The sequence below is a fragment of the Bifidobacterium tissieri genome (assembly GCF_002259645.1).
Taxonomy (GTDB): Bacteria; Actinomycetota; Actinomycetes; order Actinomycetales; family Bifidobacteriaceae; genus Galliscardovia; species Galliscardovia tissieri.
This window is the reverse complement of record NZ_MWWV01000003.1, coordinates 172,265-184,153: the sequence shown is the minus strand read 5'-3', so window position 1 is coordinate 184,153 and position 11,889 is coordinate 172,265. Positions and strand designations below refer to the sequence as shown.

The window sequence follows — 11,889 nt, the reverse complement described above, 5'->3', positions numbered from 1 at the left end:
AAGAGTTGATCATGACCAACGAAACCACCACTGTCAACGCAACCACCACCGCATCCGTCACGACGACCGAGCCGCGCGTGCTCGATCAGATCGTCGAGGAGATCCAGGGCGTCATCGCCAAGATGGATGAACACGATCTCATCGCCGCGCGTGACATCATCGGCCGCAACGACCGCGTGTACGCCACCGGTGAGGGCCGCTCCGGATTCCAGGCACGCAGCTTCGCCATGCGCATGATGCACATCGGATACACAAGCTACATGATGGGCGAAACGATCTGCCCGTCCATGCACGAGGGCGATGTGCTGCTCGGCATCTCCGGCTCGGGCAAGACCCGCAAGACCGTGGAGGACGCCGAGGCCGCGAAGAAGCTCGGCGTGAAGGTGATCGCCGTCACGTCGAAGCCGGAGTCGCCGCTGGCCGCCGCCGCGGACGTCGTGATTCTGGTGCCGGGCCGTGTGAAGGGTGAGGCCGGCGGTTCGATCCAGCTGCTGAGCTCGCTGTTCGATCAGAGCGTGCATATCGCCCTCGACGCGCTGTGCCTGCTGCTCTCACGCCGCGACAACGTGTCCGACGCGCAGGCCAACGCCAATCACGCCAACGTGGAGTAATCGCGACGGCCGCACCGACTGTTCGTATTGTTTACTGCGGATTGATCATCAATCCGTTCCAGACCCGCAGTGAGGGATACCACTCGCTGCGGGTCTGTTGTCAGTGGATCACGAACCCGCAACGTATACGCCTCTTATCTGCGGGTCGATGCCGCAACGTCATCAAACCCGCAGTGTGGAATCACGCACACTGCGGTTTTTCTATCGGCCCATATCAGACCCGCAGTAAAGGACTCCGTACGCTGCGGGTTCGGTGACAGATTGCGTCAGATACGCATTGAACGTGTCTTTCCGGTGCTTGTTTGACGTATACGTGTGTCACATAGGCATGGCATGCATTCCGCGATGCTTGTCCGACGCGCCTATGCGTCATATAAACACCGAAGCTCGTTTTCTGTGCTTATACGACGTGTGCGTGCGATGGTTGAGCACCGAGGCGTGTTTCCAATGCCTGTTCGACGCGTGCGTGTGTCGGATAAGCACCGGAGTGGATCTCCGATGCGTGTTTGCCGCACCTATGCGTCGGACCCACACCTACGGCATACGACATGCACCCTATTGGGCATGATGTTCACCGTTTCGACTCGGTGCCACGCGCATATACGACATATACGACGCACATATACGACGAGGGGCTCCCCGCGCATATTCACGCAGGAAGCCCCTCGGTCAACGGAGGATCAGCCACCACGATCAGTCGATCGCTTTGGCTGGAGCGAGCATCGACCCGTTGGACCGAACCGTCTGCACCATCACAACGATTGCGCAGACCGAACTGTCACCGGATCGCGCTCGGAGAACGGAAACCGACGACTACTTGTTGTACTTGACGGTGTCCCACACACCCAGCAGGTACTGGATGCCGAGGGCGCGGTCGTACAGGCCGTAGCCCGGACGCGGCTTGTGCTCCGGGGTGTTCTCGTTCCACAGGTGACGGCCGTGGTCCGGACGGATGTAGCCCTGGTAGTCGGCCTCGGCGTACGCCTTCATGATGCCGATGGTGTCCACGTCACCCTCGGATGCGCGGTGGCCCACCTCGGAGAAGGAGCCGGCCTCGTCGAGGAACTTGATGTTGCGCACGTGGCTGAAGTGGATGCGGTCCATGAACGTCTTGACGGCGTCGACCGGATCGTTGCTGCGGCGGGACGAGAACGAACCGAGGCACAGGCACAGGCCGTTGTACGGGCTCGGGTTGAGGTCGAGCACGCGCTGGATGCCTTCCTTGGAGGACACGACGCGCGGCCAGCCGAACAGATCGAAGGCCGGGTCGTCGGGGTGCACGGCGAGCTTGACGTCGTACTTCTCGCAGGTGGGGATCACGGCGTCCAGGAACACCTTGTAGTTCTCGTAGTACTTGTCGTGATCGATGCCCTTGTAGGCCTCGATGAACTCAGGCAGGTGGGCCAGACGCTCCGGCTCCCAACCCGGCATAGTCAGGTTGCCGGCGCCGTTGAGGGTCTCGTCGATCAGAGCCTGCGGATCGGTGAGCTGGGCGACCTTGTGAGCATCGTAGTACAGGGCGGTGGAGCCGTCCGGGCTCGGGTGGAACATGTCGGTGCGCAGCCAGTCGAACACGGGCATGAAGTTGTAGGTGACGACCTTCACGCCGGCCTTGCCGAGGTTCTCGATGGTCTTGATGTAGTTGTCGAGCGCCTCGTCGCGGCTCATGCCGAGCATGGTCTTGCCGGTCTTGATGGACTCGTGCACGTTGACGGATTCGACGACGTCGGCGTTGAACGTCTTGGTGATGCCGCGCTTGCGGTCATCCTCGGAGAGACCAGTGATGAGCTTCATCTCATGCTCGATCTCCTCCGGCTCCCACAGTTCACCGGCCTGCTTGTGGTGCAGGGACCAGACGATCGTCTCGACACCGGGAATCTGGCGGATGTCATCCAGCGAAATGGTGTCGTTACCCTCGCCGTACCAGCGGAAACCCATCTTCATAATGATGATCCTTTGCTTGTTGTCGGTTTTTGGTTGTCTGTGTTGTCTGTATTGTCTGACGAGGGAAGGGGTCGTTCCCTTCCCTCGATTGAATGATTCAGTTGGTCGTAGTCGTAAGACGACTCAGACTCAGAGACCAAGCTCAGAGACCGAGCTCCTTCTCAAGAACCGGGTGCAGCGTACCGGTGCCGGCCGCGAACTCCTTGAAGTACTTGACGATCTTCTCGGCGAGCGGGGTCTGCGTGAGGTCCACGTTCCACAGGGTCGCGTCGGCGAGAATCGGCTTGAGCACCTCGTCGGCCTTGGACAGATCGCCGCCCAGGGTGAGCGGGCTCAGAGCGTTCTGCAGCTCGGCCATGCGCGGATCCGGGCTCAGCGTGATCTCGTTGCCGTTGTCGTCGGTGGCCTTGCCGTCCTTGCCAAGCAGCAGACGCAGCCAGGCGGCGATGGCCAGCGGGATGGCGACGAGTTCGTTCACGTCGTGGTCGGGGGACTCGATGTACTTCTTGATGGTCACACCGTAGCGGATCGGCACCTTCTGCGAGGTGTCGGTGGAGATGCGGGCCGGGGAATCAGGCAGGCTCGGGTTCGGCACACGCACGTCGATGACCTTCTCGGCGAAGTCCTTCGGGGAGAAGATGCCCGGGTCGGCCACGACCGGCAGGCCCTCCACGTAGGACAGGCGCTCAGCAAGAGCCTTGAGATCCGGGTCGGCGATGGTCTTGCTCATGGAGTCGTAGCTCATCAGGCGACCGGTGGTGGCCAGCGCGGTGTGCACCGGGTTGAGGCAGGTGGTGACCTTCATCTCGTCGGAGTCGTTGACGGTGTCGCGGTCGCCCAGGAACACGCCGGCCTTCTCGAGCTCGGGGCGTCCGTTCGGGAACTGATCCTCGATAACCAGGTACCAGGTCTCCTCGGAGTTGGCGAACGGAGCCACGTTGGTGCCCTTGGCGGTGTGGAAGATCTCGTTGTCGGCGAAGCCCTTGTCGGCGAGCAGCTTGGAGACGGACTCGGCCGGGTTCGGGGTGATGCGGTCGATCATGCTCAGCGGGAAGGCCACCTTGTCGGGGTCGTCCACGTAGGTGACGAACTCGTCCGGCACGAAGCCCTTGTCGGCCCACAGCTGGGCGAACTCGACGATGACGGCACGGAAGCGGTCGCCGTTCTGGGAGAAGTTGTCGGTGCTGACCATGGAGATCGGCTTGGCACCGGCCTTGAAGCGCTCGAACAGCAGCGCGGTGATGGCACCCATGGCGGACACGGCGGAGTCGGGGCCGTTTTCGACCTCGGGCTTGATCCACGGCAGCAGTTCGCCGTCGTTGTTCTTGATCGAGTAGCCCTTCTCGGTGATGGTGACGGTGACGAACTGCAGTTCGGGGTTGGTGAAGACCTTGACCAGACCGTCCCACACCTCATCGTGCTGCTTGACACCGAAGGATTCGGCGACGGAGGCCACGAGCTCGGTGTCGATCGAGCCGTCAGACTTGAGGATGACGGACAGGCCGCGGTTGTCGAACGGTTTGAACGCGTCGGTGACGATGTCGGCATCGAAGGTCTCGGCGACGATCACGCCGGACTTGGTCAGGCCCTGATTGAGCAGGCTCTGCGCGATGAGCGCGTGAACCTCACGGAACAGGTTGCCCGCGCCGAAGTGCACCCAGTAGGGGTGTTCGGCGGTGTAGGCCTTGACGGCCTCCGGATCGTACTGCGGCAGCGTAACGCCGGCAGCCTCCCATTCGGCTGCATTGGCCTTGAAATCATCAGTCAGATGAAGAACCATGATTGACGTTTTCCTTCCATTGATGTGCCGCGCACCTTCGTTGGCACGCGTCGCTGATATTCAGTCTATGTGAATTCGTGTTCGATATTGGCAAGTAGCCATGGTTTGCCACAGTCGTGATCCATGGCCAAAACGACGTTGCAATTCATCATTGCGATTCACCGTGCAATTCGTATATATCGTCGTATCTATTCGTATATATCCGTATATATCGAATGTGCAACGCCGTACATGAGAATCGGCCTTGCGGCCGGTGTGATTCCAACGGTTCATGATCGATGATGCATGATCAGCGTGTCATGATTCCGAAGTGTCATCGCACCGGCCGAAGACCGATTCTGCTATCGCTCAACGCTCAGTCGAGCTTGAAGACCTTGCGCGGCACGGCCTGCACGGAGTCGCGGACCACGCGCTTGCCTTCCTCGAGGCTCAGACGGTGGTCGGCCACCAGTCCGGCGACGAAACGGCAGGTCAGACGACGGTTCATGTCGTGACGGGCCGGGATGGAGCACAGGGCGCGGGTGTCGTCGATGAAGCCGGACAGCTTGGTGAAGCCGGCGGCGGTGGTCACCGCGTTGAGGTAGCGCAGGATCGGTTCCGGGGAGTCGATGAACCACCACGGGGCACCCACGTAGAAGCCCGGGTAGAAGCCGGCCAGCGGGGCGAGCTCGCGGGAGTACACGGTCTCGTCCATGGTGAAGGCCACGAAGTGGAAGTCCTTGTTGGAGCCGTACTGGTTGAGCATCGGCTGCAGGGCGGCGGCGAACTCGGCGCGGGCCGGGATATCGGCACCGGTATCGGGACCGTAGGTGGCGAGGTTGCCCTTGTCGTAGCTACGGAACACGGACGGGTGCACGGTCATGACCAGGCCGTCCTCCTGGGCGAGGCGGATCTGATCGTTGAAGAACGTGCGGCGCAGACGGGTGGCGTCCTCTTCGCTGATCGTGCCGTCGAGGGCCTCCTTGTACAGGGCGGGCAGCTCGTCGTCCGGCACGCGGTCGGAGCGCACGTCGTCGTGGGAGTGGTCGGACAGCACGGCACCGTGCTCCTTGAAGTACAGACGGCGCTTGCGCATGGCCTCGAAGAAACCTTCGTAGGTGGAGGTGTCCTCACCGGTCACCTCGCCGAGCTTGGCCACCTGGGCGGCCCAGTCCGGGGTCTTCTTGGGCTCGAGCAGCTTGTCGGGGCGGAAGGCCGGCGCAAGGCGGGCCGGGAAGTCGGGGTCGGCGTTGGTCTCGTCGTGCAGGTGCAGGTCATCGAACGTGTCGTCGGTGGTGGAGATGAACTCGAGGTTGAACTTCTTCACCAGGGCACGAGTGGAGAATTCGTCGGTCTTCAGCAGCGCGTCGAGCTCGTCGTAGATCTCGCCGGCGGTGTCGGGGCCGAATTCCTTATCGATGCCGAATACGTTGGCCAGTGCGTCCTCGAACCAGTAGCGCATCGGGGTGCCTGCGTAGGCGTACCAGTACTTGCCGAACAGTTCGAACGCGTGCTTGGACTGCTCAGGGGTGAACTCCTTCTGGTTCACGCCCAGGTCCTTGAGCTCAACGCCCTGCGAGTGCATGATGCGGGTCACGTAATGGTCGGGCGTGATGAACAGCTCGGTGGGGTTGGCGAAGTGGTAGTCCTTGTCGTGGAACCACTGAATCGGCACGTGGCCGTGGGGGGAGATGATCGGCAGATCCTTCACTTCCGCGTACAGTTCGCGAGTGATGTCGCGCAGCGCGGGATCGGCGGGAAACAGCCTATCAGCGTTAACCATGGAAACTCCTTTGTTTGCTATATCCTCCATTTCGATTATCGGATTGAGGACGCCGCGCATCATGATGTTGCCACTATTTGCCGACGTTTGGCATCGGTGACGGTTTTATCGTGCACATCGTTCCGATAATGCGACTGATGGAGAACTTTGATGCAGACCGGTAAAGTAAGGAAACAGTAGACAACGATCAGGAGTGAACATTAATGAACTCACCGATGGATGCCAACGACGGCAACGAGACCGCCGAAGATCATGATATCGCCGACCCGAAGACCGCCGACGCCGGCATGAACGGCCCCGATGACACCGATACCGCCAGCGATCACGCCAGCACGGGCGGCACAGGTAGGCGCAAGATGGCCACGATCCGCGACGTGGCCAAGGCGGTGGGCGTATCGCCATCCACGGTGTCGCGTGCGTTCGCGCGACCGGGCCGCGTGAGCGCGGAAACCGCACGACGTATCCGCGACGCCGCCGATCGTCTCGGCTATCGCGCAAAGGCGATCACTTCGCTGAACATGAACGATTCCGATCAGCTCAACGGACTGCTGGCCATCACCGTGGCCGATCTGGGCAATCCGATCTTCGCCGACTACGTGAAAAGCGCGCAGCATCAGTGTCTGCGCAAGGGATTCGGTTTGCTGATCATCGATTTCGAGGAGACGCATCTGATCGAACGCAAGGCGCTGAAGCTGGCCATGCATCATGTGGATGGACTGATCCTCGCGTCGTCGCGCTCCTCCGATGCCACGATTCGCAAACTCGCCGAGATCAAGCCGCTGATCGTACTGAACAGGCCCATTCGCGGCGTGCATTCAATCGTCCCCGACGCGCAGCAGGGCGTGGCCGAGGCCGTGGAATATCTGATGCAACTAGGTCATAGCGAGCTGACGTATCTGTCCGGCCCCGAGGCGTCATGGCAGGATGGCCGACGTTGGCGCGTGCTGTCGCAGTACTGCTCGAAGGCGGGCATGCGACTGCGCCGCATCTCCTCCAATGCGCCGTCGTACAGCGGCGGATACCGGTATTCCGACGAATTCATGCACAATCCGACAACCGCGGTGATCGCATACAACGACATCGTGGCCATCGGATTCATCAAGGCGTTGCAGGCCAAGGGCATGCGCGTACCGGAAGAGGTGAGCGTGATCGGCATCGACGACACCCCGATCAGTTCGCTGGTGGACCCGGCGTTGTCAACGGTGCGACTGCCGCGCAAGGAACCCGCCGAGCAGGCGGTCGACGAGATCATCGCGCAGCTGCGTCACGCACAGGCCGAGTCGGCCATGCCGACGACGAAGTTCCTCAGATCGACGTTCATTCCGCGCGCCAGCACCGGCCCCGCGTCGTCGGACATCCATCTGCTGCGACTGCACTAGGGGTTCACTGCGACTGCACTAGGGCTCTTACAGCACGCCGACCGCGTCAAGCGTGAACGGCGTGCTGCCGTCCGCGAGCGCGAACGTGATGCGATGCGTACCGGCCGGTAGCCCACGCAGCTGGAATGCGGTGCGCAGCGATGCCGTAGTGGGGTGCACGGTCATGCCGGACCGTACCAACACGCCGTCCACGTAGGCGTTGAGTCGCGCGCTGCCGTCACTCGGACCGAACAGGTCCACGCCGGAACCGTCGGTCGTCAGGCTCACCGAGGCGCCGGCCGCGAGCGCCACCGATTCGGTGCGCTGATACGTGTACATGCCCTTGCCGTTGTCGTGCGTCCATTCGCCGGAGTATTCGAGCACCGGCACCGTGGTATCGCATTCGTCGACGTCTTCGGCACAGTCGTCGCGACTCCCCTCCCACGAGGTCATATGCATGTCGTCGATCAGATGACGATAATACGGCGCGAATCCGGGCAGTCGTTCCACACGCAGATTGTCGAACAGCACATGGTCGAAACTGGTGCCCAACTGCACACGTCCCGCGGTCTGCGGATGCGGATCGCGCCACGAGGTCACGCGCACACCGTTGATGAACACGGTGACCGTATCGGCGGCCACTTCGAGCTCCACGCGGTTCCACTCCCCCGATCCGGTCTTGAATCCGGTGCCGTCGAGTTCAAGATCCACGCCGTGACCGCGGCGCACCTCGTTGCCGTAGTTGCGTAGCAGCCACACGCCGTCGGCACGCAGCTTGAAATCGTATGCGGCCAGATCGGTGCTGAACTTGGAGCCGCCCATCTCGCGGGCGCCGATCAGTACGTATGGCGCACGACCGGGATACTCCTCGAACAGCACGTCCACGCCCACGCGATAGTTGGCCCACCGCAGGTCGCCGATCGACGTACGAGGATCGCCCTCGATCCACGCGTTGCCGGCGTGGTTCCAGTCGATCTGCTGACGCAGCACATGACCGCCATGGCCACGCGACGCGTCACCGGTCAGATAGCCGTTGTCCACCAGCACATTGGTGGCCACGACCTCGAACGCGCCGTTCGTATCGGTCGTGTACCGCGCCGACGCGCCCGTTTCGCCGCCACGACTGGTCAGGTAGTCATCCTTCACCAGATCGTCGTATTTGAACACGTCCACCGGAGGCTGGTCGGCGTAGTCGAAATCGTCGGCGTACAGCAGCGTGCCGTTCGGATCCACATCGAGCACATCGCGCGTCCGCTCGTCCGTATGCGGCACGCCCACCGCGGGCACCTCGTCCGGCGACAGCGTGGTGGCGGTCACCACCGACCACGGTTCGACCACGATCGTGCACACACCGTTCGCCGGCTCGACCGCGTTGACGACCTGCAGATAGTCGCTGTCGTACGCACGGCCCGGTTCGGCGGCGCGCGTCCGCCACACGTGCAGCGGACGGCCCTCGCCGGCGAATCCACGCGCCTCGATGCGGTAGACGCGCTCGTAGCCGCTGTCGTTCACGATCACCGTGGAATAGTTCGATGCGTCGGGCGACACCAGCGTCAGCGCGGACGGCTCGCCATGACGGGCGCCGCACACCGGATTGTTGCCATCCACTTCGCATACGCTCGCCTCGGGCACCGCGCGCCACGCACGATCGTCATAGCCCAGTTCCGCGAATCGGCAGAAATGCTCCAACACGGTCAGACCGGCGTCGTAGTAGATCCAGCCGCTCCACGGGTCACGTGCGGAGATCAGCTCCTTATGCGAATACTCCAGACCCTCGTAGAACGATCCGATGGCCGGCTGATAGATCGCGTTCGTACGACGGGACTTCACAAAGCCCTTGATGATCGTATTTCCCATTTCCAGCGGCGAGCCGATGCCGCCCAGACGGGTGCCCACACGACCGGCGCCACGGCCATCGTCCATCGTGTTGTTCGGACGATCGGCGGAATTCGAGAACGTGGCCTGCGCCTCCGAATTCCAGATCTCCTTGTCGAATTCGTCCGCCAGACGGGTGAAATTGCCCTCGTCGTCGTCGCGCACGCTGTAGTGGTAGGCGGCGATGTCGATCGTATCGCGCAACTCCCGGTCGGCCACCAGATCGTCGCCGAATGTGCCCGTCGTCTCCTCGTCGGACGTGATCACGCGGATGCAGCGGAACAGTTCCTGCTCACGCCCGTCACGGAACCCGGCGTTCGGATCATCCGGGCCGTTGCCGATGAATCCGGTCGTGTCGTTGGCCACGCGATGCCGGAATTCGGCCACCCACGCCAGATCGGCGGTGCGTTCGTTTACGTCGGGATTCACCGTGTCGACCATGTAGCCGTATTCGCGGTAGACGGCGAGAATGGTGTTCTTGTACCAGTGGTAGATGTCGTCGTTCGACCGCACCCAGGTGGGGGCGTGCCAGCGCAGCATGCTTACGTGCAGCCGCGGCTGATAGCGGCGGGCATCGGCGGCGAGTTGGAAGCCGGGCTCGCGTCGCACGGCCGGGTATTCGTCGCGGTCGCGCATGGTGGCGACGTTCGGCCCGGTGGAATTGTTGCGATCGTTGCCCATCTCCACCTTGACAAGGTTCATGATCGGGCGCGGACCGCCGAACAGCGTTTCGATCAGACGCCAATAGTCGTCCGGATGGGCTGCCTTGTAGTCCATGAGCAGACTTGACGTGGCGTTGCCGGACAGCACGCCGAAGCCCTTGAAGGTCAGACCATGACGGCTGGCGATGGCGTTGTCGACAGCTTCGGCGTCGATGCGGATATCCACCGCGCCGAGTGGTGACGACGGGGCCGGAAACTGCGGCGTGGCCGGCGATGAGAATGATGCGGATGCGGATGATGCCATGATGACCCCCTGAATCGTGGTAGCTGGTGATGACCGATCGGCTGTGATCACTGCTGCCAGTCGGACTGGGCGTTGAAGAAGTTGTTGCCGCGACTCTGCGCGCTGTACATGTCGATGATGCGCTTGTCCTTGCTCTCATTGGCCATGAGCACGAACAGCTTATCCGCCTGCCAGCGGGCCGACGCCCACAGCATGTAGCCGACCACACCGGTGCCGAGCAGCAGGAACAGGATCGGACTCCACGTGACCAGCGCAAACCCGAACGCCGCCAGCACGATGCCCGACACGATGATCATGTAGAAACGGCGAACCGACAGCATCACCGCGTTCTTCACCGTGACCAGCCACTTCGCCTTCGGATACTCGGCCACCAGCACCAGCGAGATCAGCCAGGCCTGCGCGAGGAACACCAGGCACACGGCCAGCATCGGCGTCACATACACGCCGAACGGCATCTGCGCGAAGATCTGCATGTTGTACAGGAAGCAGAACGCCAGCAGAGCGAACGTGAAGCCCATGATCAGCGAACGGACGAACACACGGGCGTAGGCGCGGAAATACGGCCTGATCACGGCGGCGTTGTGGTTCGGATCCACATACGGACGGGCGATCCAGTCCGGCGGGAAATCCTTCTCGCCGGCATGGTCCTGCCACACCTTGGCGCGCAGCGCGGAATTGCCCGAGAACAGCGTGGGCTGATCGCGGAAGACGGCGAACAGGGCGGCGATGCCCGGCGTGCTCAGCGCAAGGGCGACCAGATACAGCGCGTAGTACGAAAGATCGTGCACGAATCCGGAGACCAGCAGCAGCGGCAGCATGCCCACCAACGAGCACCATCCAAGTGCCAGGATAACGAAGATGGAATTCGCGACCGTAAGGAACGTGCCGGCGAAATTCGAGGACGACTGCTTCTGTGGAGTGTTTTCTGCCATGGCCGTCATGGTACTCCTTCAAGGTTGAGGTGGATGGGTGGGTGGACTGGGGAAAGGTGGGGTGGACGAGGGCGCGTGCGGGTCGGGTGATGTGACGGATATGGAAAAGGCCGTTTGCGAAGGCCGATTTGGCAGGCGGTCTTCGCAAACGGCCGACGCAGCCACAGGAAGGAAGAAACACGGCTGCGCGATTGATTCGGGAGGGGAAGAATGGGGGGCGGGTGTGGGAGTGGGACCGCCGTGGGGTAAGGTTTTGCAGCTCTTCATAGGGAGAGCTGGGAGTGGGATTTGAGGTCCTTCGGACTCCTCGGTTTTCGCTTGCTGGAAAGCTGAGGAGTGAGGGGGTGATGTCCTTCGGATTCTTTGATGGATTGGTTGGAGTCGGGAAGGGTGATGAGATTTTGAGGTCCTTCGGTTTCCGTTTTCTTTGGGAAAAGGTCTGGAAAGAAGGATTTGAGGTCCTTCGGATTCCTTATTTGGGAGGAGTCTGAAGGACGAGTTTGGTGTTATGGAGAGAAGGCTGGCGGCCTTCGCCTGACGGGCAGTCGACTTTGTGCCCGTCAGTCCTGCAAGAGTTGAGAATCCTTCGGATTCCGCTTTACTGGCTTCGGCCGCCCTTGGCGGGCGGCCTTCGCCTGATCGCCAACGGCTCAGTCCTGCA

Annotated in this window: 7 protein-coding genes; 2 read left to right on the top strand and 5 right to left on the bottom strand. The window is 61.8% G+C overall.

All coding sequences use genetic code 11. The annotated features are described in order from the left end of the window. Window positions 1–11: 11 nt before the first annotated feature. Complete coding sequence (hxlB, locus tag BTIS_RS02315) at window positions 12–611, top strand: 6-phospho-3-hexuloisomerase (RefSeq protein WP_094662510.1); 600 nt, start codon at window positions 12–14, stop codon at window positions 609–611. 813 nt (window positions 612–1,424) lie between these two features. Here hxlB and BTIS_RS02310 read toward each other — a convergent pair. The 3 genes from BTIS_RS02310 to uxaC form a co-directional block, all read right to left on the bottom strand. Next, window positions 1,425–2,555: a mannonate dehydratase gene (locus BTIS_RS02310; protein ID WP_094662277.1), complete on the bottom strand. Its 1,131-nt coding sequence runs from the start codon at window positions 2,553–2,555 to the stop codon at window positions 1,425–1,427. Window positions 2,556–2,697: 142 nt separating this feature from the next. After that, on the bottom strand, window positions 2,698–4,335 hold the full coding sequence (locus tag BTIS_RS02305; protein WP_094662275.1) for a mannitol dehydrogenase family protein: 1,638 nt from the start codon (window positions 4,333–4,335) through the stop codon (window positions 2,698–2,700). 355 nt (window positions 4,336–4,690) lie between these two features. Continuing rightward, the gene (gene uxaC / locus BTIS_RS02300) at window positions 4,691–6,097 is read right to left on the bottom strand and encodes a glucuronate isomerase (RefSeq protein WP_223848131.1); all 1,407 of its coding nucleotides are present in this window, start codon (window positions 6,095–6,097) and stop codon (window positions 4,691–4,693) included. Window positions 6,098–6,300: 203 nt separating this feature from the next. Here uxaC and BTIS_RS02295 point away from each other — a divergent pair, with 203 nt between their 5' ends. Beyond that, a complete protein-coding gene (locus BTIS_RS02295; RefSeq protein ID WP_094662273.1) occupies window positions 6,301–7,476 on the top strand; it encodes a LacI family DNA-binding transcriptional regulator in 1,176 nt (391 codons plus the stop codon). Window positions 7,477–7,503: 27 nt separating this feature from the next. On the opposite strand, the gene BTIS_RS02290 is transcribed toward BTIS_RS02295, so the two are convergent. Further along, a complete protein-coding gene (locus BTIS_RS02290) occupies window positions 7,504–10,296 on the bottom strand; it encodes a 3-keto-alpha-glucoside-1,2-lyase-like domain-containing protein (RefSeq protein WP_094662271.1) in 2,793 nt (930 codons plus the stop codon). 47 nt (window positions 10,297–10,343) lie between these two features. After that, window positions 10,344–11,228: a hypothetical protein gene (locus BTIS_RS02285; protein ID WP_143248841.1), complete on the bottom strand. Its 885-nt coding sequence runs from the start codon at window positions 11,226–11,228 to the stop codon at window positions 10,344–10,346. Between the last annotated feature and the right edge of the window lie 661 nt (window positions 11,229–11,889).

Coding starts and splice junctions, on each gene's coding strand:
- BTIS_RS02290 (WP_094662271.1), bottom strand. CDS start 10,296: ATGGCATCATCCGCATCCGCATCATTCTCATCGCCGGCCACGCCGCAG.
- hxlB (WP_094662510.1), top strand. CDS start 12: ATGACCAACGAAACCACCACTGTCAACGCAACCACCACCGCATCCGTC.
- BTIS_RS02310 (WP_094662277.1), bottom strand. CDS start 2,555: ATGAAGATGGGTTTCCGCTGGTACGGCGAGGGTAACGACACCATTTCG.
- BTIS_RS02285 (WP_143248841.1), bottom strand. CDS start 11,228: ATGGCAGAAAACACTCCACAGAAGCAGTCGTCCTCGAATTTCGCCGGC.
- uxaC (WP_223848131.1), bottom strand. CDS start 6,097: ATGGTTAACGCTGATAGGCTGTTTCCCGCCGATCCCGCGCTGCGCGAC.
- BTIS_RS02305 (WP_094662275.1), bottom strand. CDS start 4,335: ATGGTTCTTCATCTGACTGATGATTTCAAGGCCAATGCAGCCGAATGG.
- BTIS_RS02295 (WP_094662273.1), top strand. CDS start 6,301: ATGAACTCACCGATGGATGCCAACGACGGCAACGAGACCGCCGAAGAT.